Here is a 25,235-nt window from a genome sequence, read left to right as displayed (position 1 = left end):
AAAATTGTCTGTAAAATATTTATGATCATAAGTATCACTTAAAGTTGAAGATTGGTATAAAACCTCTTTGGTCTCCTTTTTATTTTTATTTTTTTACTAAAAATCAAATCCACTAAGCTACCTAAAATTAACATTCCGTTGGCTTGGTATCGCAACCTATCGTTCTGACTCATAGCTGCCAAATTTTCTACTTTACTATATTCATCATCAGCAAACTCGTAAAGACTGATATCACCAATTCCAAAATAAATAGCATCTAAATCTGGATTAAAGGTTTCAACGTTTGCAATGTCTTCATCTAAAACTCCGGACAAATCGTATGGTAAAATAACAACCTCATCTAGCTTATTAATTTGTTCTACTAAAAAGACATTCATTTGTTTAGAGTCTAACACCTCCTGAGCGACTAATACCGTAAAGTCTTTAAATTGTAAAGCCGAAATACTAATTTTATCATTAAGTTTTGCACTAATAGTAAACTCTCCATCTACATTAGTTACTGTTCCTTTATTTGAAGACGAATTATAAATGGTTATGCCTTCTAAATCTGGAGACGCGACAATAACTTTACCTTTAAGCTCGACTCTGGTGCTGTCTTGAGCATTAGCAAAACTAAAAGTTAAAAGAAAAAATGCAATAATATATGATTTCATGTTGGTTGATTTTAGGTAAATTAAAAACTTTTAGACTAAATTATTATGTTAAGCAGCTATAATCTTTTGTTAAAAGCTTCTAATACCTAAATTTACAAAAACTAAAATTATGAAGCAATTAATTATCGCAAGTACTTCAACCCTTCATTCTGGTCATTATTTAGACTATTTATTAGACAATTTAAAAATTCATTTTAAAAATACAGACGACATTGTTTTTATACCTTATGCTAGACCAAGTGGTATAACGCATGATGAATACACTAAAAAAGCAGCAAAAGCTTTTGCTAAAATTGGTATTACAGTAAAAGGATTACACGAATTTAAAAATCCAGTAGAAGCTATTACTAATGCTAAGGGTATTTTTACAGGTGGTGGAAACACCTTTGTTTTAGTTAATGCGTTGTATAAATTTAAGTTGATCAACCCCTTAAAAGCTGCTGTTAAAAACGGAATCCCTTATTTAGGTACAAGTGCTGGAAGTAACATATGTGGTCTAACCATGTGTACTACCAATGATATGCCAATTGTTTATCCGCCAAGCTTTAAAACGCTAAGCTTTGTACCATTTAATATTAACCCTCATTATTTAGATCCAGATCCTTCTAGTAAACATATGGGAGAAACTAGAGAAACTAGGATAAAAGAGTTTCATAAATTTAACACACAACCAGTTGTTGGACTTAGGGAAGGTAGTTGGTTAGAAGTAAAAGGGCAGTCTATTCAATTAAAAGGTGTATTAAATGCTAGAGTTTTTGAACATGGAAGTGAGCCTTATGAAATTGAAACAGACACTTTTTTAAATGAATTAAAATAAAACTAAAGGATGAGCTTTATTGAAAGCTAATTTTAAACCTTACAGAATATAGTTAGATGATATAGGATTAATAACATCTGACTGTATTCCAAAAAAAAGCTCCATCGTTATGATGAAGCTTTTGAGCGAGAGACCAGGTTCGAACTGGCGACATTCAGCTTGGAAGGCTGACGCTCTACCAACTGAGCTACTCTCGCATTTCCGGTGGCAAAAATAGTACTAATTGTTAGATTAACAAGTATTATTTCAATTTTTATTTTGTTTTTTATCGATTATTTTAAACACTTCATCGATACACAAAACGTAAAGGACTGTTTTTACGTAGATATAGAGTTATAAAACATATGTTTACATAAAAAACCCCTTAGATGAAAAAAATTCTACTAATTCTGACAATCCTAATCACGACAAATGCTTTAGCCCAAGTCAAGATTGGTGATAATCCTCAAAACATTGACCAAAATTCAGTACTTGAATTAGAAAGCACAACCAAAACGCTTGTCGTTACAAGGATTACAACTGCACAAATGAATGCTATCACACCTCTTGAAGGCGCAATAGCCTATAACACTGACGAAGATTGTTTATTTCAGTTTAATAATAATGCATGGAATAGTCTATGTGTTGATGTCATGGCTAATGAAACGGTTACTTCTATTGTATCTAATAACGATGGCACACTAACTTATACAGACGAATCTGGAACAAACACTATAATTTCTTTAAGTGATGCAGATGCAGATGCAACTAACGAATTACAAACGGTAGAATCGACTGATGGTTCTGTTGCTGTAACTGCTAATGGTAATGACTTCGATTTAAGCGTTACTCCTTTTGATGATACCGCTTTACAATCTCAAATCACAGAAAACGCTGATGATATTGATGCTATTGAAGCAGAACAGATTACTCAAAACACAACTATAGCTGACAACACTGCAAACATTACAACAAATACTGATAGTATTGATACTTTAGAGGCTGAACAAATCACGCAAAACACAGCTATTACTGCTAACGAAACTGCAATAGCGGATCATATTACTGCTGATGAAGATACTGATGCAACTAACGAAATTCAAACTGTAGAATCGACTGACGGTTCTGTTGCTGTAACTGCTAATGGTAATGACTTCGATTTAAGCGTAACTCCTTTTGATGACTCAACATTACAATCTCAAATTACAGAGAACGCTGATGATATTGATACTTTAGAAGCTGAGCAAATCACGCAAAACACTGCTATTACTGCTAACGAAACTGCAATAGCGGATCACATTACTGCTGATGAAGATACTGATGCAACTAACGAATTACAAACTGTAGAATCGACTGACGGTTCTGTTGCTGTAACTGCTAATGGTAATGACTTCGATTTAAGCGTTACTCCTTTTGATGATACCGCTTTACAATCTCAAATCACAGAAAACGCTGATGATATTGATGCTATTGAAGCAGAACAGATTACTCAAAACACAACTATAGCTGATAACACTGCAAACATTACAACTAACACAGATAGTATTGATGCTTTAGAAGCTGAGCAAATCACGCAAAACACTGCTATTACTGCTAATGAAACTGCTATTGCTGACCATATCACTGCTGACGAAGACATTGATGCAACTAATGAGTTACAAACTGTAGAATCTACTGATGGTTCTGTTGCTGTAACTGCTAATGGTAATGACTTCGATTTAAGCGTTACTCCTTTTGACGATGCTGCATTGCAATCTCAAATCACAGAAAACGCTGATGATATTGATGCGATTGAAGCTGAACAAATCACTCAAAACACAACTATAGCTGATAATACTGCAAACATTGCAACTAACACAGATAGTATTGATGCTTTAGAAGTTGAACAAACATCGCAAAACACAGCAATTACTGCTAACGAAACTGCTATTGCTGACCATATCACTGCTGATGAAGATACTGATGCAACTAATGAATTACAAACTGTAGAATCTACTGATGGTTCTGTTGCTGTAACTGCTAATGGTAATGATTTCGATTTAAGCGTTACTCCTTTTGATGACTCTGCATTGCAATCTCAAATCACAGAAAACGCTGATGATATTGATGCTATTGAAGTAGAACAGATTACTCAAAACACAACTATAGCTGACAACACTGCAAACATTACAACCAACACAGATAGTATTGATACTTTAGAAGCTGAGCAAATCACGCAAAACACTGCTATTACTGCTAATGAAACTGCTATTGCTGACCATATCACTGCTGATGAAGATACTGATGCAACTAATGAATTACAAACAGTAGAATCTACTGATGGTTCTGTTGCTGTAACTGCTAATGGTAATGATTTCGATTTAAGCGTTACTCCTTTTGATGACTCTGCATTGCAATCTCAAATCACAGAAAACGCTGATGATATTGATGCTATTGAAGTAGAACAGATTACTCAAAACACAACTATAGCTGACAACACTGCAAACATTACAACCAACACAGATAGTATTGATACTTTAGAAGCTGAGCAAATCACGCAAAACACTGCTATTACTGCTAATGAAACTGCTATTGCTGACCATATCACTGCTGATGAAGATACTGATGCAACTAATGAATTACAAACAGTAGAATCTACTGATGGTTCTGTTGCTGTAACTGCTAATGGTAATGATTTCGATTTAAGCGTAACTCCTTTTGATGATACCGCTTTGCAATCTCAAATCACAGACAACGCTGATGATATTGATGCTATTGAAGCAGAACAATTAACTCAAAACACAACTATAGCTGATAATACTTCAAATATTACAACAAATACTGATAGTATTGATGTTTTAGAAGCTGAGCAAATCACGCAAAACACAGCAATTACTGCTAACGAAACTGCTATTTCTGGCCATATCACTGCTGATGAAGATACTGATGCAACTAATGAATTACAAACGGTAGAATCTACTGATGGTTCTGTTGCTGTAACTGCTAATGGTAATGACTTCGATTTAAGCGTTACTCCTTTTGATGATACCACTTTACAATCTCAAATCACAGAAAACGCTGATGATATTGATGCTATTGAAGCAGAACAGATTACTCAAAACACAACTATAGCTGATAATACTTCAAATATTACAACTAACACAAATAGTATTGATGCTTTAGAAGCTGAGCAAATCACGCAAAACACTGCTATTACTGCTAATGAAACTGCTATTGCTGACCATATCACTGCTGACGAAGACATTGATGCAACTAATGAATTACAAACTGTAGAATCGACTGATGGTTCTGTTGCTGTAACTGCTAATGGTAATGATTTCGATTTAAGCGTTACTCCTTTTGATGATACCGCTTTACAATCTCAAATCACAGAAAACGCTGATGATATTGATGCGATTGAAGCTGAACAAATCACTCAAAACACAACTATAGCTGATAACACTTCAAATATTACAACTAACACAGATAGTATTGATGCTTTAGAAGCTGAGCAAATCACGCAAAACACTGCTATTACTGCTAACGAAACTGCTATTGCTGACCATATTACTGCTGATGAAGATACTGATGCAACTAATGAGCTTCAAGATCTTTCACTAAACGGTCCAGAATTAGTTCTATCTAATCCCGCAACTGCCGATAACGCTGTAGATTTAACAGGACAAATTACGTTACCAATGTTTGCAGATGGAGTAAATGCTAATGACGAAATTTACTGGGATGGTTCACAATGGGTCTATGGTCCAAGAGTAGCAACAGTAAACGGAAGTGTTCCGGACGAAAGCGGTAATGTAAACATCCCAATTGGAAACGTATATACTGGACCAACTACCTCAACAGGAGATTTTGATACCATTGAAATTGGTGGAACACCACAAGAAGGAGATATATATGTAGTAAACAGTGACTCTCCAGATCCAGCTCAAGTAGGAAACACCTACATATATGATGCAGATAATATGGAATGGATTGCAATTGATCCTTTTAACGCAGCGCTGTATGATCCTAGATATGTAAACGTAACTGGAGATACTATGGTGGGAAATCTAGACATGAATGGAAATACCGTTACTGATCTTGGAAACCCTATTAACGCAACTGATGCAACTCCTAAGTCTTATGTAGATAACATTCAATTAATTGATAACAATAACGGGACATTTAGCTTAATTAAACCTGATGGAACTATTGATATAGTTAGTAAAGCTACTTTAACAGAAAACACAGATGGAAGTTTCACATTTGATAATAATGATGGAAACCCGATTACTTTCGACATTTCTTCATTAGAAACGACGACTTCTCTTACTGATAACGGAAATCAAACTTTTACTTATATAAATGAAGACAATGTCTCTACTACGTTTTCTATTGTAGATAATGATAATGATGCAACTAACGAATTACAAACAGTAGAATCGACTGATGGTTCTGTTGCTGTTATTGCTAATGGTAATGACTTCGATTTAAGCGTTACTCCTTTTGATGATACTGCATTGCAATCTCAAATCACAGAAAACGCTGATGATATTGATGCTATTGAAGCGGAACAGATTACTCAAAACACAGCAATTACTGCTAACGAAACTGCAATAGCGGATCACATTACTGCTGACGAAGACATTGATGCAACTAATGAATTACAAACAGTAGAATCGACTGATGGCTCTGTTGCTATTACTGCTAATGGTAATGACTTCGATTTAAGCGTAACTCCTTTTGATGACTCAACATTACAATCTCAAATTACAGAGAACGCTGATGATATTGATACTTTAGAGGCTGAACAAATCACGCAAAACACAGCTATTACTGCTAACGAAACTGCAATAGCGGATCACATTACTGCTGATGAAGATACTGATGCAACTAATGAGTTACAAACAGTAGAATCGACTGATGGCTCTGTTGCTATTACTGCTAATGATAATAACTTTGATTTAAGCGTAACTCCTTTTGATGATACTGCATTGCAATCTCAAATCACAGACAACGCTGATGATATTGATGCTATTGAAGCAGAACAGATTACTCAAAACACAACTATAGCTGATAATACTTCAAATATTACAACTAACACAGATAGTATTGATGCTTTAGAAGCTGAGCAAATCACGCAAAACACAGCAATTACTGCTAACGAAACTGCAATAGCGGATCACATTACTGCTGACGAAGACATTGATGCAACTAATGAATTACAAACAGTAGAATCGACTGATGGTTCTGTTTCTGTAACTGCTAATGGTAATGACTTTGATTTAAGTGTCACACCTTTTGATGACTCAACATTACAATCTCAAATCACAGAAAACGCTGATGATATTGATGCTATTGAAGCAGAGCAAATCACTCAAAACACAACTATAGCTGATAACACTGCAATCATTACAACTAACACAGATAGTATTGACACTTTAGAAGCAGAACAAATCACGCAAAACACAGCAATTACTGCTAACGAAACTGCAATAGCTGATCATATTACTGCTGATGAAGATACTGATGCAACTAATGAATTACAAACTGTAGAATCAACTGATGGTTCAGTTGCAATTACTGCTAATGGTAATGACTTCGATTTAAGCGTTACTCCTTTTGATGATACTGTGCTTCAATCTCAAATCACAGAAAATGCTGATGACATTGATACTATTGAAGCGGAACAAATCACTCAAAACACAACTATTGCTGACAATACTGCAAACATTACAACTAACACAGATAGTATTGACACTTTAGAAGCAGAACAAATCACGCAAAACACAGCAATTACTGCTAACGAAACTGCAATAGCTGATCATATTACTGCTGATGAAGATACTGATGCAACTAATGAAATTCAAACGTTATCTATTAGTGGACAGGATGTCACTCTTAGTAATGGTGGAGGAACAATCAACATACCTGTAACATCAGGACCTGAAGGACCTCAAGGACCTCAAGGTGCTCCAGGAGTTGATGGTGCAGATGGTGCTACTGGTCCTCAGGGTATTCCAGGAACTGATGGTGCTGATGGAGCAACTGGTCCACAAGGTCCTGTTGGTCCTTCAGGTACATATATTGGACATTTTATAATCTCTGCAACAGGAAATCAAACAATCACTGGTCTTCCTTTTCAACCTTCTCAAATTAGCTTTCAAGCATATCCTAATGTAGAAAGTGAAAATATAAATGCTGATAATGGCTTAGGAAATAACAATAATGGATTTAATAATTCTTTTGGATCTATGACAGGATATGTAAGAGGTACGACGCAACAAGTTATTTATGTTGGAGGTAGCGGTTCTTCAATTAACGATATCTCTCGTTACGCTTCAAGTTCTCATTGTATTGGAATAAGGTACTCTAATAATAATGGAGATAATTTAGGACTAACTTCAGCTAGTTTTGTTTCATTTAATCCTACTGGGTTTACTGTAAACGTAGATAATAGAACTGAAAACATACTTGTAATCTTCACAGCATATGAATAAGTTACATCACATTATAATAGTGTTAGCGATTTTATTTTCTCAAAATGGAAATGCACAAACTGCATTTCATAATTTTGGAAACGTTCAAATACACAACCAAGGACAAATTGGATTTCATACTAACCTAGAAAATGATGGCGCATTTAATGAAAACTTAGGAGTTGCTGGATTTTACAACGAAGACAATCCGTTAACCATTTCAGGAACTAGCATTCCAAGGTTTTTTGATATGGAAGTTGCGGTTGACAATCATTTATTTTTAGACATAAGTACGCAAGTAACAAATGGCTTAGACTATTTAATTGGAGACATCATTACACCACGTGAAACTCCAGAAGTTTCGCTTGAATACTTTGACAATGCCATTTACACGCTGGAAGATGACCTAAGACATGTCGACGGTTATGCTACAGTAATTAGCACTGAAGCATTCAACTTTCCTATAGGACAAGATGATAAACTTAGACCGTTAATTACTCCGTCTCAATTAGCACTAGAAAAATTTACTGCAGCTTATTTTAATGAAGACCCTAACTTCCCTTCTACTTTCAGCAACACCTTTGACACAAACAATTCTGAGGGAATTATAAATGCTGTCAGCACTGAAGAATTTTGGGACTTTAATGGACGTAAAGCAACTTATATTACATTAACTTGGGACCAAGAAAGCCAAATAAACAACTTAGTTACGGATCTTATAAATTTAAGAGTTGTTGGTTGGAGTAAGGCTGAAAACAGATGGTTAGACCTTGGTAATTCCGCAACAACTGGAACCCTTAATAATGGTACTATAAATTCATTTGTTTTTACTCCTGAAGATTATGAAATTATAACTTTTGGAGCCTTAATTGGTAGCGATGGACTAACAGTCTACAATGGTATAAGTCCAAATAATGATGGATTAAATGAAAACTTTATAATAGAAGGTGTCGAGTTATTTAAAAATAATCTACAAATTTTTAACCGATGGGGAAGAATTGTATACGAAACCGAAAATTACGACAATACCTTTAATGGCGTATCTAATAAAACTGTAGTTGGTAATCAAGGTGAAAAATTACCTGTCGGCACTTATTTTTACGTATTAAAACTTACTGATGACAACAAGAGTTATTCAGGATATATTTATATAACTTATTAAAATCTAGAAGTTTTTTATAATAAAACTAATACCCTTTGCCATAATGAATTTATGCAAAGGGTGTTTTTTTCCTAGTATTAGTTTATTTTTTTATAATGCTTGTGATTTTAATTAATATAAAGCAAAAAACCATAGCAATAATTTAAGTCAAAATTAGTTAATTTTGACATGTGACTTTCACAAGACTAATAGACTTAAACAAATGCAACCTAATTTAAATCAGATTATAAATACCGATATAATTATAAAACAAATTTCTGGTAAAGCAACCATACCTATTAGACATGCTGTACTAAGACAAGGCAAACCTATTGAAGCCTGTTATATTCAGCAAGATGATTTAGAAAACACATATCATTTTGGATTGTATTATAAAAACAATTTAGTTGCTGTATGCACATTTGTTGCGGATTGCTCTCCTCTATTTAATGATAAAACACAATACAGACTGCGCGCTATGGGTGTTTTAGAAAACTATCAAGGCATGCATTTTGGCAAACAGCTACTAAATTATGGCGTTCAGTTTTTACAAACTAAGAAAATTGATAGACTATGGTTTAATGCCAGAATTAAAGCTTTAAACTTTTATAAAAACAATGGTTTTGAAACTATTGGAGAAATTTTTGAGATCCCAGAAGTTGGACCACATTATGTCATGCACAAATCTATAAAATGAAAAAAAACACACTATTAAACTTTATAGTATTTATTGTAATTTCAATAGCTACATTACCACAACTTGCATTTAATCAATCTAGTATCTCTGAACAAGAATTAATAGGAAAAGGTAACCCTCAATTATTTGGAAACGGATATAATCTAAGAGAAGAAGCCCATGTAGCCTTTAAAAAAATGCAAGCTGCAGCTTTAAAAGACGGAATTAGTATTGGTACAGTTTCTAGTTACAGAAGTTTTGCGCATCAAAAACGCATTTGGGAACGCAAATTTAAAAGTAATAAAGCAAAAGGATTATCTAGTCATGATAATATCAAAAAAATAATAGAATACTCTACAATTCCTGGGACATCACGTCATCATTGGGGAACAGATATTGATATTTACCAAACCAATGTTAAGCAGCCAAACAATGTTTTATTGCCTAAAAACTATCATAACAATGGTCCATATTGTAAGCTAAAAGAATGGATGGATACTAACGCTTCAACTTATGGTTTTTATTTAGTATATACTGACAATGCTAATCGTAAAGGCTTCAAATACGAACCTTGGCACTTTAGCTACAAAGCACTTTCAACTCCATATTTAAAAGCTTACAAAAACTTAAATATCACTGAAATATTAAAAACTGAAGGATTATCCGGAATCGATTCATTTACAGCAGATTTCATCAATAAATACATCTCTCAAAATATTTTAGATATTAACCCAAAACTTTTGTAAATTGTAACGTTAACACATTGATATAATGAGAGGAAACTTAAAAGGACGACTATTAATTGGCTTATGTATTGCTGCTTTTTTCGGCTTTAAATATTGCAGTCAACAAGAAATAAATCCTTACACAGGAAAAAAACAAGCCATATCCATGACACCAGATCAAGAAATCCAAATGGGATTGCAAAGTCGTGACCAAATGGCTGCTCAACATGGTGGTTTATATGCCAATGAAAATTATCAAGCTTTAGTAGACAATGTTGGAAACAAACTAGTCAACAACAGTATTGCTAAGGACACACCTTATAAATATGAATTTCACTTACTAGCAGATCCAAATACTATTAATGCATTCGCATTACCAGGAGGACAAATATTTATCACGTACGCCTTATTTTCTCAATTAGAAAACGAGGACCAATTAGCTGGCGTTTTAGGTCACGAAATTGGTCACGTATTAGGAAAACATAGCGCAGAACGTATTGCTAATTCTGAGCTTTGGCAAGGTCTATCAACTGCTGGATCTGTAGGTGCTGATGCTGGAGGTTTTATACAACAGTACGGAATGACAAAATTACTAACCAATGGTCGTGATGATGAGTTAGAAAGCGATGATTTAGGTGTTCGTTTTATGCTGCGTGCAGGCTATAATCCAGAAGAAATGATAGATGTCATGGAAATTTTAAAACGTGCTGCAGGACCTAACAGACAACCAGAAATGCAAAGCACACATCCTGACCCAGACAACCGCATTGAACATATTAGAGCGTCTATTAAAAAGTATAGTCTTAACTAAAACGATATAGTAAATAAGCCATAAAGTCCTGCAGTTGCAGGACTTTTGTTTTTATATTTGTATAAACAAAATCTAATAAAATGAACAAAAAAGTAATCTTAATGATTTTAGATGGTTGGGGTAAATCTCCTGACCCAAAAGTCTCTGCAATAGATAATGCTAACACACCTTTTATAGATAGTTTATATCAAAATTACCCAAATGCACAATTACGCACAGACGGATTACATGTTGGCTTACCAGAAGGTCAAATGGGTAACAGCGAAGTTGGTCATATGAATTTAGGTGCAGGACGAATTGTATACCAAGATTTAGCAAAAATCAACTTAGCAATTGATAACAATACATTAGCACAAGAACACGTATTAATTAACGCTTTTAATTACGCTAAAGCGGAAAATAAAAATGTTCATTTATTGGGATTATTAAGTGATGGTGGAGTCCACTCTCACATTAATCATTTAAAAGGACTTATTACTGCAGCAGAAGCTTCTGGTGTAAAAAACACTTATATTCATGCCTTTACAGATGGTCGTGATGTAGATCCAAAATCAGGAAAAGGGTTTATTCAAGACATCGAAGATTTCACTCTAAACACTAATACAAAACTTGCTAGTTTAACAGGTCGTTACTATGCAATGGATCGTGATAATCGTTGGGAACGCATTAAATTAGCATACGATGCTTTAGTTAATGGTACAGGAGAAATATCAAATAACTTACCACAAAGTGTGCAGAACAATTATGATGCAGATATTACAGACGAATTTATAAAACCAATCATAAAATCAAATGCTGAAGGGCTTCCGTTAACTACCATTAAAGAAGACGATGTTGTTATCTTTTTTAATTTCAGAACAGATCGTGGACGCGAACTAACAGATGCGTTATATCAAAATGACCATCATGAGCAAAACATGCATAAATTGAAATTGCACTACGTGACAATGACAAATTATGGTGATGCTTTTACAGGAATTAATGTGGTGTTTGATAAGGATAATATTACTGAAACCTTAGGTGAAGTATTAGAAAAACACAATAAAACACAAATAAGAATTGCCGAAACTGAAAAATATCCTCACGTAACATTTTTCTTTTCTGGAGGACAAGAAACGCCTTTTAAAGGTGAAAGTCGCATCTTAAAAAATTCGCCTAAAGTTGCAACTTATGACTTAAAACCAGAAATGTCTGCGTTTGAGTTAACAGATGCTTTAGTCCCAGAATTAGAAAAAGAAACTACGGATTTTGTTTGCTTAAATTTTGCAAATGGTGATATGGTAGGTCATACAGGCTCTATGTCTGCTGCAATACAAGCTTGTGAGGTTGTGGACAAATGTGTAGAAAAAGTAGTGACTACTGCGTTAGCACATGGCTACACAACGTTACTAATAGCAGATCATGGTAATTGCGAAACAATGATTAATCCTGATGGATCACCAAATACAGCACATACCACTAATCCAGTGCCACTTATTTTAATTGATAAAGAATTAAAAACAATTAAAGATGGTGTTTTAGGTGATATGGCTCCAACCATTTTAAAATTAATGGGTGTAGAACAACCAAAAGCAATGACTTGTCATAGTTTAGTATAGCAGCAATTCAATATTAAAAATCAATAAACGTTCTATTATAATCGATAGGACGTTTTTTGTTTCCAAAATTAAAACTAATAATAAATCAAACATTTATAATGTTTTAGTATTACTTAACTCCTCTTTCTTTTTATTTCTTTTAAAGAGAAATAAAAATTCATTCTCCTCTTAAAATAAGAGGAGAGCTAAAAACAACCCAATTTATAACACACCTTATTCTACTCATACGTCAGTTCGAGTGCTTTTTGAGGCACGAAAAAAGTATATCGAGAACTCCGTTTTAAACTCATTATTTATTTAAGACAGCTTACTTAACAACTAATTTTCTAAATCTAAAATTGATAAAACAACCCAATCCTATTTATCTTCATTTGTTTAAAGTGAAATAATAACATTCTCCTCTTTAAATAAGAGGAGAGCTAAAAAACAACACAATTTATAATACACCTTATTTTGCTCATACGTCAGTTCGAGTGCTTTTTGAGGCACGAAAAAAGTATATCGAGAACTCCGTTTTAAACTCATTATTTATTTAAGACAGCTTACTTAACAACTAATTTTCTAAATCTAAAATTGATAAAACAACCCAATCCTATTTATCTTCATTTGTTTAAAGTGAAATAATAACATTCTCCTCTTTAAATAAGAGGAGAGCTAAAAAACAACCCAATTTATAACACACCTTATTCTACTCATACGTCAGTTCGAGTGCTTTTTGAGGCACGAAAAAAGTATATCGAGAACTCCGTTTTAAACTCATTATTTATTTAAGACAGCTTACTTAACAACTAATTTTCTAAATCTAAAATTGATAAAACAACCCAATCCTATTTATCTTCATTTGTTTAAAGTGAAATAATAACATTCTCCTCTTTAAATAAGAGGAGAGCTAAAAAACAACCCAATTTATAACACACCCTATTTTACTCATACGTCAGTTCGAGTGCTTTTTGAGGCACGAAAAAAGTATATCGAGAACTCCGTTTTAATTAATTTTGAGTTTCATTCTAATTGAAGTACCACTATTAAGATTACCCTTTACTTTATCAATAATTATTGTATTTTTGGATTCAATTTTTATATTAAATGAAGCTTTCCAAAGGACTTATAATTGCAGTAGATTTTGACGGAACCATAGTAGAAGACGCGTATCCTGGTATTGGACAAGAACGTCTTTTTGCTTTTGAAACCTTAAAACGCCTGCAAGCTGATGGTCATCGATTAATTTTATGGACTTACAGACACGGGAAAAAACTTGACGAAGCTGTTGCTTATTGCCAAGAAAATGGTATCACGTTTTATGCTGTAAACCAAAGTTTTCCTGAAGAAACCTTTAACAATGAAGTAAGTAGAAAAATCCACGCAGACCTATTTGTAGACGACCGTAATATTGGTGGTATATTAGGTTGGGGAGAAATCTATCAGATGTTAACTAACGACACTCCCCAAATACCTAAACCAAAGAAAAAAGTTGGTTTAAATTTTAATACTTTATTAAATCAAAATATTGCCTATCAATCAGATCTCTATGATCTGGATGTGCAATGTTAACTAATGCTTTGACACGTTCTTTTATGGTTTTTCCATATAAATTAGCAACACCATATTCTGTAACTACATAATGCACATGCGATCGTGTTGTTACTACGCCTGCTCCGGGTTTCAATGTTGGGACAATTCTGCTAATTCCATTTTTAGTAACCGATGGTAGTGCTATAATTGCTTTTCCGCCATCACTTAAAGATGCACCTCTAATAAAGTCCATTTGTCCTCCTACACCAGAATACATATGTGCACCAATACTATCTGCACAAACTTGACCTGTAACATCAACTTCAATTGCACTATTAATAGCTACCATTTTAGGGTTTTGTTTTATAATGGAAACATCATTAGTATAATTTGATGCTCTCATTTCTACAAAAGGATTATCGTCAACATAATCATACAACCGTTGTGATCCGACTAAAAAGGTAGATAAAGCACGACCTCTATTAATAGCTTTATAGTTTCCGTTTATTACATTTTTTAAAATTAAGTCAATTACACCATCCGAAAACATTTCGGTATGCAACCCTAAATCTTTATGGTTTGTTAATCTAGTCAACACAGCATTTGGTATAGACCCTATTCCCATTTGTAAAGTGCTTCTGTCTTCGATTAAATTAGCCACATAATCACCTATAGTATTTTCTATGGCATTTGGTAACACCATGTCATGTCCAGGTAAAGGTTGATGACTTTCAACAAACGTATCAATTTCTGACACATGTATAATTCCTGCGCCATGTGTTCTTGGCATAAATTTATTTACTTGAGCAATAACTGTTGTTGCATTATCAATTGCTGCTAAAGTAGCTTCAACAGAAACACCTAAAGAGCAATACCCATGTTTGTCTGGTACAGATACGTGTATAAAAGCCACATCCAAATTAATAATGTTTCTTTTAAACAAAACAGGTAATTCACTTAAAAAAACAGGCGTATAAGATCCATTTCCTGCTCTTAAAGTATGTCTTACATTTTTTCCTATAAAAAAAGAATTAACATGAAAACTGTCTTTTAATTCTGGGTTAGCGTAAGGTGCTTCTCCTTCGGTATGTAAGTGACAAACCTCTACATGCTTTAACTCTTCATGTCTTTTAGTCATCGCCTGAATTAACGACTGAGGTGCAGCTGCTGCTGCCTGAATATAAACACGATCATTAGATTTTATAACTTTTACAGCGTCTTCCGCTGTGACTGATGTAAACATAATTGTAATTTTTAGAGTACAAAAATAATACATCAAAATACTTTAAAACCTGCTAAATGTCATGTCTTCAAAATTAAAAAAGCAGTTTATTTTAAGTATATTTGCACATATTTTTTTAACCATGATTATAGTAAAAACAAAAGAAGAAATAGAATTAATGCGCGCAGCTGCATTAGTTGTTTCTAAAACATTAGGTGAAGTTGCTAAAGCAGTAAAACCAGGTGTTACCACTTTACAATTAGATAAAATTGCTGAAGAGCACATCAGAGATTTAGGTGCTGTTCCAGGGTTTTTAGGATTATACGATTTTCCTAACACCTTATGCATGAGTCCAAACTCTCAAGTGGTGCATGGTATTCCTAATAATACGCCTTTAGAAAATGGAGACATTATATCTATAGATTGTGGCTCAATTTTAAATGGTTACTATGGTGATCACGCCTATACTTTTGCTGTAGGTGACATTGATCCTGAAACCGAAAAATTACTACAAGTGACTAAAGAGTCTTTATACGTTGGTATTAAAGAATTTAAAGTTGGTAATCGCGTTGGAGATGTTGGTTATGCCATTCAAAAATATTGCGAAGATCATGGCTATGGCGTTGTACGTGAATTGGTAGGTCATGGTTTAGGTACTAAAATGCATGAAGATCCAGAAATGCCAAACTACGGTAAACGTGGTCGTGGTAAAAAATTTATAGAAGGTATGGTTGTGGCTATTGAGCCTATGATTAACCTTGGTACGCAACGTATTAAACAACATAGAGATGGTTGGACAATTACCACATTAGATGGTAAACCAAGTGCACATTTTGAGCATGATGTTGCTATCGTAGATGGTAAACCTGAGTTGTTATCAACCTTTGCCTATATTTATGATGCTTTAGGTATTGTTAGTAACGAAGAAGATGAATTTAGACAAAACCCTTTAGTTCTATAATTTAAAATGATGTCCATTAGTTATTTAGAAGATCAGCTTCAGCCTTTAAGACAAGCATTAAATACCCACAAATTATATTCTGTTTTATCAAACATTGAGGATATTAAGGTGTTTATGGAACAACATGTGTTTGCTGTTTGGGATTTTATGTCGTTATTAAAAGCGCTTCAAAATCAATTAACTACAACAACTTTACCTTGGGTTCCTGTTGCAAATCCATCCACTGCTAGATTTATAAATGAAATAGTTTTAGGTGAAGAAAGTGATATAAATGAGTTAGGCCAAGCAAAAAGCCACTTTGAAATGTATCTAGAAGCGATGCAACAAGTTGGAGCTAATACAGCTCAAATTGATTATTTAATAGTACAATTACAAAGTGGGTTTTCAATTGACGAAGCTTTAAAAACAGTGCAGTTAAACCCTGAAACTTTAGCGTTTGTAAATTTCACATTTGAAATAATTAAAACAAATCAAGCACATAAAATAGCAGCAGCATTTACTTTTGGTCGTGAAGATGTTATACCTGATATGTTTTTTCAGATTATAAATCAATCTAAAGCCGATCAAAATAGCTTTAACAAACTAACCTATTATTTAAATCGTCATATCGAGTTAGATGGTGATGAGCATGGTCCTTTATCTTTAAAAATGATTGAAGAACTTTGTGCTAATGATGCCAATAAATGGGACGATGTTTTAGACGTTTCTAAACAAGCACTAAACTATCGTATTAAGTTATGGGATGGTATTTACAACTTAATAACAGCACACGTAGCAGTTGAAGCTTAAGTCCTTTGAAAAAACTATTTAAACTTATATTAAATCTAATACCTAGACCTTTACTAATAAGGCTTAGTTACATAGTGCGTCCTATTCTAGCTTTTTTTAAAAGGAGATACGTTTACAGACCCAATTGATGGCAAAAGCTTTAAAAGCTTTTTACCATATGGTTATGGCACACAACGCAATAACGTCTTGTCTCCTTCTACCCTAAGTTTAGAGCGTCATAGGTTATTATGGTTATACTTACAAAACGAAACCGATTTTTTTACAAATCAAAAAAAGGTACTACATTTTGCACCAGAGCAATGTTTTTTAAAACGTTTTAGAGCCTTAGACAATATTGATTATACAACAACAGATTTATTATCTCCAATTGCAGATGTTAAAGCAGACATTTGTAATCTTCCGTTTGAGGATAACAGTTATGACATTATTTTATGCAACCATGTGCTAGAACATATTCCAGATGACACTAAAGCTATGCAAGAGTTATATCGTGTTATGAAACCTGGTGGTTATGGCATATTTCAAATTCCGCAGGATTTGACTAGACAAACTACTTTTGAAGACAATACCATTACTGATAAAAAAGAACGTGCTGAAATTTTTGGCCAATACGACCATGTACGTGTCTATGGATACGACTACTTTAACAAACTTAGAGACATTGGTTTTATGGTGAATGAAGTGGATTATACTGGCAAACTTTCCGCGAAAGCGATAGAAAAATACTGTCTTGCAAAAGGCGAAATTATTCCTGTCGTTTACAAAAACTAATAACCTAACATTATAAATTTATGACTGCACAAATATTAATTGCAACAGGTGCTGTATTTGGTATGCTATCTGTTATTTTTGGAGCATTTGGAGCTCATGCTTTAAAAAAGATTTTATCTAAAGATCAATTACATAGTTTTGAGGTTGGTGTTAAATACCAAATGTATCACGCTATAGTTTTATTAGCTATTGGCTATGGTCAAGGACCAATGACTGCTGCTATTTTATTGGTGTTTTGTTATTGGAATATTACTGTTTTCGTTTAGTATTTATGGTTTAATTTTATCTGATGCTAAAGGTAAAAAATTAAAATTTTTAGGTCCTATTACACCAATTGGTGGTTTACTTTTAGTGACAGGTTGGTTGTTATTGATAGTTAATGCTTTTTAAAAATTAATTAGTTTTAAATCCATTAAATGCTTTAGACTCCAATTCTCCTTTATCGTTTTCAAAAATTAAGAACGCTTTTAACTCAGGATGTTTTGCCATAAAGTAATCTACTTTTTCCATTCCCATTGCCTGAAAAGCAGTAGCATAACCATCTGCCATCATACAGGTTTTAGCTATAACAGAGACACTTAAAATATTGGTTTTAGATGGATAACCTGTTTTAGTATTAATAATGTGTGCGTATTTGTTTCCGTTTTCGTCAATTTTAAATTTACGATATGTCCCAGAAGTTGCCATAGCCTGGTCTTTTAAAACTAATGTTTTATTGTAGCTTTGAGAGCCATCATAATTGGGGTTTTCAATACCAACAGTCCAACCTTTAGCTTTGCTAACATTAATACCTTTTGCTCTTAACTCTCCACCAATATCTACGATATAGTTTTTAATATTTTTGGATTCTAAAAAATCTGCAATTACATCTACTCCATACCCTTTAGCTATAGCGTTAAAATCTATAAAAGAGGCCTCTGGTTTTTTTATTTTACGATCAACTAATCCAACTCTGTTTAAGCCCACAAAACGCATTAAACTATCAATTTTAACACTATCCAAAGTCATTGTGTTTTTTTCTGAACCAAAATTCCAAGCATTAACAATCCTTCCAATGGTTGGATCTAAAACACCTTCGGTTTCGCGATAAATTTGCTTTGATGCTTTAAAAACGGTTGTAAAATGATTATCTACTTCAACTTCTTCATTTCGGTTTAACCGTGAAATATCAGAGTTATCTTGATAATTAGACATGGATTTATTAATAATTGCAAACAGACTATCAAACTGTTTATTATAACTTGTACCATCTAAATCAAAATACTGTATACTATAACTTGTCCCAAAAACAGGACCAGATACTTTAAGTAATTGTGGTTCTTTTTTACAAGAAAAAACAATAAATAGGACAGAAAATAAAAACGTGTATTTTTTCATATAGGCTATGCTGTAAGTTTAAAAGACTACTAATTTTAGGTCTTAATTTAAGTTGGTTTCAATTAATTGAATCCCATTATACTCGATTAAATATTCTTGATTTAAATAAACAGGCAAGTCTTCTCCTTTTGGGTTACCCAATCCAACGCCAGCATATAATATTTTAGAATTATTATCTGTAGCGTGCTTTTTAAATGACTCCATCCAAATAACGTCGTAATTATTAGCATTATCAGGTAATAGCACAGCGCGAACAACCACAAAAAAGTATTGTTTATTTTTATCCATAACTACAAATTGCGGATTACTTTTAAGTTGACTATTAATTGCTATAAACTCAAAACCACGTTTCTCTAGGTCTTTACCTACATGATTCATGGCTAGATTATGTAACTCTTGTTTTGATAGTGCTTTCATATTACAAAAATAAAGTTTATTTCGCTTTCGCGGAAAAAAAGCCGACTAACAAATTACTTAAATCTTGCAAATTTAGAGTTATAGAAAGTAAAGTTAGACACTGGAATTACAGCATCCAATTTTAAGTCATACCAAGGAGACATAGAAGCATCCTCAAGATTTTTTACTAAATGAACACTTTGTGCAGGCGTGTTAACTTGAAATAATAAAAACAAGCTTTCACCTTTATCGTTAACAACTTGATCTGCTAACATTACAATATGACCTGGACTACCACCTAAAATAAGCATGTCGCCTATTTTTAAATCTTCTACTTTGGTTATTGGCTCTAACTCGTTAAAAAGTGATAAGGTGCCAGAATACGTATATATTAAATTTAAATAGTTATAAAAATTAGCCTTGCTATTATTTGCTGTTGCTGTCTTACTAAAAGTGACTTTATTACCATTTATTTTAGGTCTATATCCTTTAGCATAATCTGACCAAGAACAGTAATGACCTGAGGTAAAATTAAACCCTATTTGGTCTTTTTTATTGGTTTCCCAAAGGTATTCACTTCTTATCCTAATTAAAGCATCTGCACATTGTTGTAATCCATTTTTAGGTACACTAATATCTAATATGCCTTCATGTCCTTTTTGCCAATAATAAACAGAATTATCATAATTAATAATTTTACTGTCATAAGGTTTTAAAGCATAATTCCTGAGATAATCCTGAAAGCTTCCAATCGGATAATCAACTCTTTTATATCCTTTTGGAGGATTTACCCTAGACGCAATAGTTAAACTATCCTTGTTAATACTTGATTGCATTACACTTTTAGATAACTTATTTACAAATAGCTTAACAGGTTTTGGGCTAAGCTTGTAGACTAAAAGTAACAAGGTTATAAATATTAAAAGAGTAAGAATTATTTTTTTATACTATTTATAAACGAAAAAGCCCAATACTTTCGTATTGGGCTTTTATCTAAAATTATCTTAAAATTACTTTACAATAATCTTTTTAAATACAGATTTATTACCTGCTTCAACTTTAAGAATATAAATTCCTGTTGCTTTAGCATTTAAATTTATTGTCTTATTAAATAAAGATCCTGTATTAGTATACTTGTCGTTTAATATTTGACGTCCTCTAATGTCATATACTGTAAGTGTTACATCCTCACCAGTACTTATTGATAATGTAACCTCTCCCGAAGTTGGGTTTGGATATACGCTAAATTGATCAAAAGCAAACTCTACAGTAGATAAACTAGCTTGAGGTACACCAAAATAGAATGTTCCATCTATTCCGTTTGTAAATGTTCCAGATACAATAAATTCTGATCCAAAAGCTGTTACTGCTGCTGGTACAACTTCTACTTCTGTACCATGCTCTCTAATAATACTTAAAGATGATGCTGTTTGTCCTGTAGCAGCTTCCCATCCAGCTATTTCTGCACTAGTAAAGTAAAACTCGATTACTGCATCAGTACTTGTTACAGCATTTGTTGGTGTAACAGTAAACGTTTTATCTGCAAAAAAGTTTGGTGTAGTATTACCATTATAACTTTGTGCGCTATTACCAGCTCTAGATACAAATACATCTAAACAACCAAAATCTTCAATTCCATTATTAGTAATATCTAACATTAAATCAGAACTTATAGCATCACTAGATGTTACTGTTCCTGAAGTTGATAAGCTTAACTGATCTAAAGTTGCAGAATTCTCTACTGTTTGGATAGAAGTCCCTGTGGTAGCATCTACACTTAATGTATCAAATAATAATAAACCATCACCAGGTGTGTTATGGTGTCTGATTACAATTTGTCCTGTTGTACCTGCATAAGGTGTTAAATCATGTGTTCTAATCTCTGTTCCTGTAGCTGGAACTATTCTGTCATTTTCTAATACAAATTCCTCTAAATCAGCATATGCTGTTGGAGTACTTATAGTAGTATAATACACAGAGTAATGTTCTTGATAGACACCACTTGTATTGTAAGATCCAACAACATACGATACAGCAACATCAGTTGCACTAGCTGGAATAGTAAATGCTGCAGACACTAAATATTGGTCTGGAGTATATCCACCAGTTCCTGTACCTAAAAGTGTTCCATTAGACTCAGAAAGAGCAGTATCTCCAACAACATCTCCAAAACCATCTAAGCCACCAACACCTGCATACCATGCGTTACCATCTCCATCTCTATCATATACTGATAATCCAGTACCATCATCAAAATTATTAGAATACACATTAACAGTAGTTGTTAATGCTGCTGCTGCATCATCATTTAAAATTGTTAATTGATGAGTCGCTGCAGAAGCCAATGTACTTCCTGTAGTAGTAACGTTTAAATTAAGTATAACTGTTTCATCAGCTTCTACAAAACTATCATTATAAACTCTTAAAGTAATTACATTACTTCCTGTTGCAGTAGTTGCTCCTGTTGCAAAAACAACCGAGTTATTTACTAATTCAAAATCTTCGCCTTCAACTGCTGTACCTGTAGCAACTAACGTAGCAGTAGCTGTAGCATCACCACCTTCAGATATATTTAAATCAAAAATATAATCTACAAAATCACAATCGCTACCTTCTAATGCTGACGTTGGTGCTGTTGTAGTAAAACTAATAGTTGGTTGAGAAGGATTACATACGTTAGATGCATTTAACTCCATACGTCTAGGACTAGACTGCATGACAGCAACAATTCTATCTTTTTGATTTTGTGTAAAAGTATCCATACACGCATCTGGCGTATAATCCATATAGTTTTGTACTTGGTCATTTCCTAAACCATCACTAACACAGTTATCCACTGTTACGCAAGAGTAATTTGGTTGATTAGAATCTGGTGTATCTGCACAAAAATCTCCTGCTGAACTACCTCCAACACAGTTAGAATTATCTCCCCAAATATGACGTAAACCTAACCAGTGTCCAACTTCATGTGTCATTGTTCTACCTAAATTATACGTTGGGTTAAGCATAAATGTACCATCATCTTCAGCTAATGTACCCATTGAGTCAAAAGCTGCAACTACACCATCTGTATTAGCAGCTCCTCCACTTGTATTCAATCCTATTAAACCAGAATTACTAGGAAACTGTGCGTATCCTAACAAACCTCCTAAACCAGGATTAACATTATCATCTAAAGCATTTCCACCTGGACGTATAGTCCACATATTTAAATACATTGTTGGATCCCACTGTGTATTTGTTTTCATAGTTTCCACATCAGATCTAATTTCCCAATCTCCAGTATTAGATGGCGTTTGGTTATTACTATATGGCGTTATTACGTGTCTAACAACTCCTGTTGTTGGATTACCACTTTCATCTTGTTGCGCAATACAAAAATTTATCTCAACATCAACAGCTGCTCCAGTACTATTTACACCTCCTGGTGTACCTGCTAATCTTCTATAATCCTCATTCATTACCTGAATTTGAGATAACGCTTGTGCGTCTGTAATATTTTCTCCTGTACCCAAAGCATCACCATCGTGAACAACGTGGATAATTACAGGTATATTATATACAACTTGCTGGCTTCTACCACTTGCTCTGTCTGCTTGAATTTGAGACAACTTTGGCGCTAACCATTCTTCAAATTGAGCATCATTTGCTCTATTTGGATATTTTTGTTGAAGTAAAAGTTCGTTTTCATCAGTTAAACATTTAGCATAACCAGTGACTTCGATAGACTGTTTAGTAGCTTCTGTTAATTCAAAAGGACCTCCATTAATTTGAAGGTTTGAATTTAAACTAGAATTACTACTTTGAATTTGCGCTACTGCGGAAACACTAGCACTCAAAAATAAAAAGGAAAATAAACCTTTAAGTGTAATTTTATTCATATTGATGTTTTAATAAACGTTAAAATGTTACTTTTTGCCGAATTTACGGAACATAATAAAAAAATACGAAACTTTAACACACTATTTTGGTATACCAAAAAAAAGCCAGAACTGTTAAGTTCTGGCTTTAAAATATAATAATTAGAAGTTGAGCATTTTAGCCTCCAAAATCATCAAATCTGATGTTTTCATCATCGATACCAAAATCTTCTCCCATTTTTTGTACTGCTTGATTCATTAATGGTGGTCCACAGAAATATAACTCTATATCTTCCGGAGCATCATGCTTAGATAAATATTGATCAATCACAACTTGGTGAATAAATCCAACAAACCCATCACCTGACTCATCATTAATATCTGATTTCAATTTCCAATTATCAGCTTCCGTTGGGTCTGATAATGCAATAAAGAACTTAAAGTTCGGGAAATCTTTTTCTAAAGCTCTAAAATAGTGAATGTAGAATAATTCTGCTTTAGAACGTCCACCATACCAATACGTTACTTTACGACCAGTTTTGATAGTTCTAAATAACTCATATAAATGAGAACGCATTGGAGCCATACCTGCCCCTCCACCAACATAAAGCATTTCTGCTTCAGACTCGTTGATAAAGAATTCACCGTAAGGTCCAGAAATTGTTACTTTATCTCCAATTTTTTGGTTAAAGATATAAGACGATGCTACTCCTGGATTTACATCCATCCAGCCACCTTTAGCACGATCAAAAGGAGGTGTTGCAACACGTACATTAAGCATAATTTTTCTTCCTTCGGCAGGGTAAGAAGCCATAGAGTAAGCTCTTTCAACTAACTCATCATTTTTCATCACTAATGGTCTTAAACCAAATTTATCCCAATCTGCTTCAAACTTATCTGGCTCTCCTGGGTGATCCTCTGGATGTGCAGTAATATCCATTTCTGAATAATTAACTGTACAATTTGGAATTTCAATTTGAATATATCCACCTGCTTTGTAGTTCATATCCTCAGGGATCTCCACTACAAACTCTTTAATAAAAGTCGCTACGTTGTAGTTAGATACAACAGTTGCTTCCCATTTTTTAATCCCGAATACTTCTTCTGGAATGGTAATTTCCATGTCTTGTTTAACCTTTACTTGACAAGATAAACGTGCACCATGTGCTAGTTCTTTTCTTGAGAAGTGAGGTGTTTCTGTAGGCAAAGCTTCACCTCCACCAGATAATACGTGACATTCACATTGGATACAAGTTCCACCACCACCACAAGCTGATGGTAAGAAAATTTTATTGTTTCCTAATGTTGATAGTAACGTACCTCCTGAAGATACTTCTATTTCGCGTTCGCCATTTATTAAAATCTTTACTGGACCAGATGGCGATAATTTTTGTTTAACAAACAACAGTAAACTTACTAATACTAATGTAATTAATAAAAATGCTGCTACGGTTGCTAATACTGTCCCTAATGTTCCTGCTGCTAAAATCAT

Annotated in this window: 17 protein-coding genes, 1 tRNA gene and 2 pseudogenes; 12 read left to right on the top strand and 8 right to left on the bottom strand. The window is 33.6% G+C overall.

Going from position 1 to position 25,235, the window contains the following annotated elements:
• Positions 1-38: 38 nt before the first annotated feature.
• Entirely contained in the window at positions 39-653 is a 615-nt protein-coding gene (locus AC0L3M_RS15015) for a carboxypeptidase-like regulatory domain-containing protein (RefSeq protein ID WP_473431273.1), read from the bottom strand.
• A 109-nt stretch (positions 654-762) separates the two neighbouring features.
• On the opposite strand from AC0L3M_RS15015, the gene pepE reads away from it, so the two are divergent.
• Positions 763-1,470, top strand: a complete 708-nt coding sequence (pepE, locus tag AC0L3M_RS15010; RefSeq protein WP_473431272.1) for a dipeptidase PepE — start codon at positions 763-765, stop codon at positions 1,468-1,470.
• Between the two features lie 124 nt (positions 1,471-1,594).
• On the opposite strand, the gene AC0L3M_RS15005 is transcribed toward pepE, so the two are convergent.
• Positions 1,595-1,667: transfer RNA gene (locus tag AC0L3M_RS15005), tRNA-Gly, on the bottom strand.
• 171 nt (positions 1,668-1,838) lie between these two features.
• On the opposite strand from AC0L3M_RS15005, the gene AC0L3M_RS15000 reads away from it, so the two are divergent.
• From AC0L3M_RS15000 to AC0L3M_RS14970, 7 genes are all read left to right on the top strand, one after another.
• Entirely contained in the window at positions 1,839-7,925 is a 6,087-nt protein-coding gene (locus AC0L3M_RS15000) for a hypothetical protein (protein ID WP_473431271.1), read from the top strand.
• The gene (locus AC0L3M_RS14995; protein WP_473431270.1) at positions 7,918-9,066 is read left to right on the top strand and encodes a gliding motility-associated C-terminal domain-containing protein; all 1,149 of its coding nucleotides are present in this window, start codon (positions 7,918-7,920) and stop codon (positions 9,064-9,066) included. Before AC0L3M_RS15000 ends, AC0L3M_RS14995 begins: the two co-directional genes overlap by 8 nt.
• A gap of 202 nt (positions 9,067-9,268) precedes the next feature.
• Entirely contained in the window at positions 9,269-9,742 is a 474-nt protein-coding gene (locus AC0L3M_RS14990; protein ID WP_473431269.1) for a GNAT family N-acetyltransferase, read from the top strand.
• Complete coding sequence (locus AC0L3M_RS14985) at positions 9,739-10,467, top strand: M15 family metallopeptidase (RefSeq protein ID WP_473431268.1); 729 nt, start codon at positions 9,739-9,741, stop codon at positions 10,465-10,467. The genes AC0L3M_RS14990 and AC0L3M_RS14985 overlap by 4 nt, the downstream gene beginning before the upstream one ends.
• 22 nt (positions 10,468-10,489) lie before the next feature.
• Positions 10,490-11,257, top strand: a complete 768-nt coding sequence (locus AC0L3M_RS14980; RefSeq protein WP_145006400.1) for a M48 family metalloprotease — start codon at positions 10,490-10,492, stop codon at positions 11,255-11,257.
• A gap of 80 nt (positions 11,258-11,337) precedes the next feature.
• Positions 11,338-12,855, top strand: coding sequence for a 2,3-bisphosphoglycerate-independent phosphoglycerate mutase (gpmI, locus tag AC0L3M_RS14975; RefSeq protein ID WP_473431267.1), 1,518 nt, complete (start codon positions 11,338-11,340; stop codon positions 12,853-12,855).
• Positions 12,856-13,941: 1,086 nt separating this feature from the next.
• Entirely contained in the window at positions 13,942-14,406 is a 465-nt protein-coding gene (locus tag AC0L3M_RS14970) for a BT0820 family HAD-type phosphatase (protein WP_473431266.1), read from the top strand.
• Here AC0L3M_RS14970 and AC0L3M_RS14965 read toward each other — a convergent pair.
• Positions 14,339-15,610 carry an acetyl-CoA hydrolase/transferase family protein gene (locus AC0L3M_RS14965; RefSeq protein ID WP_473431265.1) on the bottom strand — a complete coding sequence of 424 codons (1,272 nt, stop codon included), beginning with the start codon at positions 15,608-15,610 and terminating at the stop codon, positions 14,339-14,341. The genes AC0L3M_RS14970 and AC0L3M_RS14965 overlap by 68 nt on opposite strands.
• Before the next feature lie 121 nt (positions 15,611-15,731).
• On the opposite strand from AC0L3M_RS14965, the gene map reads away from it, so the two are divergent.
• The 4 genes and pseudogenes from map (at position 15,732) to AC0L3M_RS14945 (ending at position 18,500) form a co-directional block, all read left to right on the top strand.
• A complete protein-coding gene (map, locus tag AC0L3M_RS14960) occupies positions 15,732-16,550 on the top strand; it encodes a type I methionyl aminopeptidase (protein WP_341587443.1) in 819 nt (272 codons plus the stop codon).
• A gap of 6 nt (positions 16,551-16,556) precedes the next feature.
• Complete coding sequence (locus AC0L3M_RS14955; protein WP_473431264.1) at positions 16,557-17,339, top strand: DUF3050 domain-containing protein; 783 nt, start codon at positions 16,557-16,559, stop codon at positions 17,337-17,339.
• A 5-nt stretch (positions 17,340-17,344) separates the two neighbouring features.
• Positions 17,345-18,110, top strand: a pseudogene (locus tag AC0L3M_RS14950) (class I SAM-dependent methyltransferase).
• A gap of 20 nt (positions 18,111-18,130) precedes the next feature.
• Positions 18,131-18,500 (top strand): annotated as a pseudogene (locus tag AC0L3M_RS14945) (DUF423 domain-containing protein).
• Between the two features lie 3 nt (positions 18,501-18,503).
• Here AC0L3M_RS14945 and AC0L3M_RS14940 read toward each other — a convergent pair.
• From AC0L3M_RS14940 to nqrF, 5 genes are all read right to left on the bottom strand, one after another.
• Positions 18,504-19,487 (bottom strand): FAD:protein FMN transferase, encoded by a 984-nt coding sequence (locus tag AC0L3M_RS14940; protein ID WP_473431263.1) that lies wholly within the window; start codon positions 19,485-19,487, stop codon positions 18,504-18,506.
• Positions 19,488-19,529: 42 nt separating this feature from the next.
• Positions 19,530-19,904: a Na(+)-translocating NADH-quinone reductase subunit F gene (locus AC0L3M_RS14935; RefSeq protein ID WP_186439233.1), complete on the bottom strand. Its 375-nt coding sequence runs from the start codon at positions 19,902-19,904 to the stop codon at positions 19,530-19,532.
• A 53-nt stretch (positions 19,905-19,957) separates the two neighbouring features.
• Positions 19,958-20,719, bottom strand: coding sequence for a DUF4846 domain-containing protein (locus AC0L3M_RS14930; protein WP_473431262.1), 762 nt, complete (start codon positions 20,717-20,719; stop codon positions 19,958-19,960).
• A gap of 174 nt (positions 20,720-20,893) precedes the next feature.
• A complete protein-coding gene (locus AC0L3M_RS14925) occupies positions 20,894-23,764 on the bottom strand; it encodes a T9SS type A sorting domain-containing protein (protein WP_473431261.1) in 2,871 nt (956 codons plus the stop codon).
• 157 nt (positions 23,765-23,921) lie between these two features.
• Entirely contained in the window at positions 23,922-25,235 is a 1,314-nt protein-coding gene (gene nqrF, locus AC0L3M_RS14920) for an NADH:ubiquinone reductase (Na(+)-transporting) subunit F (protein ID WP_473431260.1), read from the bottom strand.

The sequence above is a fragment of the Olleya sp. KJ81-1 genome, from assembly GCF_055808135.1.
This window is presented reverse-complemented; position numbering and strand designations above follow the sequence as displayed.

Excerpts from the sequence above, each read along its gene's own strand:
- AC0L3M_RS15015 (WP_473431273.1), bottom strand. The coding sequence starts at position 653 with ATGAAATCATATATTATTGCATTTTTTCTTTTAACTTTTAGTTTTGCT.
- AC0L3M_RS14985 (WP_473431268.1), top strand. The coding sequence starts at position 9,739 with ATGAAAAAAAACACACTATTAAACTTTATAGTATTTATTGTAATTTCA.
- AC0L3M_RS14965 (WP_473431265.1), bottom strand. The coding sequence starts at position 15,610 with ATGTTTACATCAGTCACAGCGGAAGACGCTGTAAAAGTTATAAAATCT.
- AC0L3M_RS14970 (WP_473431266.1), top strand. The coding sequence starts at position 13,942 with ATGAAGCTTTCCAAAGGACTTATAATTGCAGTAGATTTTGACGGAACC.
- AC0L3M_RS14930 (WP_473431262.1), bottom strand. The coding sequence starts at position 20,719 with ATGCAATCAAGTATTAACAAGGATAGTTTAACTATTGCGTCTAGGGTA.
- AC0L3M_RS14955 (WP_473431264.1), top strand. The coding sequence starts at position 16,557 with ATGATGTCCATTAGTTATTTAGAAGATCAGCTTCAGCCTTTAAGACAA.
- AC0L3M_RS14925 (WP_473431261.1), bottom strand. The coding sequence starts at position 23,764 with ATGAATAAAATTACACTTAAAGGTTTATTTTCCTTTTTATTTTTGAGT.
- nqrF (WP_473431260.1), bottom strand. The coding sequence starts at position 25,235 with ATGATTTTAGCAGCAGGAACATTAGGGACAGTATTAGCAACCGTAGCA.
- pepE (WP_473431272.1), top strand. The coding sequence starts at position 763 with ATGAAGCAATTAATTATCGCAAGTACTTCAACCCTTCATTCTGGTCAT.
- AC0L3M_RS14990 (WP_473431269.1), top strand. The coding sequence starts at position 9,269 with ATGCAACCTAATTTAAATCAGATTATAAATACCGATATAATTATAAAA.
- gpmI (WP_473431267.1), top strand. The coding sequence starts at position 11,338 with ATGAACAAAAAAGTAATCTTAATGATTTTAGATGGTTGGGGTAAATCT.
- AC0L3M_RS14995 (WP_473431270.1), top strand. The coding sequence starts at position 7,918 with ATGAATAAGTTACATCACATTATAATAGTGTTAGCGATTTTATTTTCT.
- AC0L3M_RS15000 (WP_473431271.1), top strand. The coding sequence starts at position 1,839 with ATGAAAAAAATTCTACTAATTCTGACAATCCTAATCACGACAAATGCT.
- map (WP_341587443.1), top strand. The coding sequence starts at position 15,732 with ATGATTATAGTAAAAACAAAAGAAGAAATAGAATTAATGCGCGCAGCT.
- AC0L3M_RS14935 (WP_186439233.1), bottom strand. The coding sequence starts at position 19,904 with ATGAAAGCACTATCAAAACAAGAGTTACATAATCTAGCCATGAATCAT.
- AC0L3M_RS14940 (WP_473431263.1), bottom strand. The coding sequence starts at position 19,487 with ATGAAAAAATACACGTTTTTATTTTCTGTCCTATTTATTGTTTTTTCT.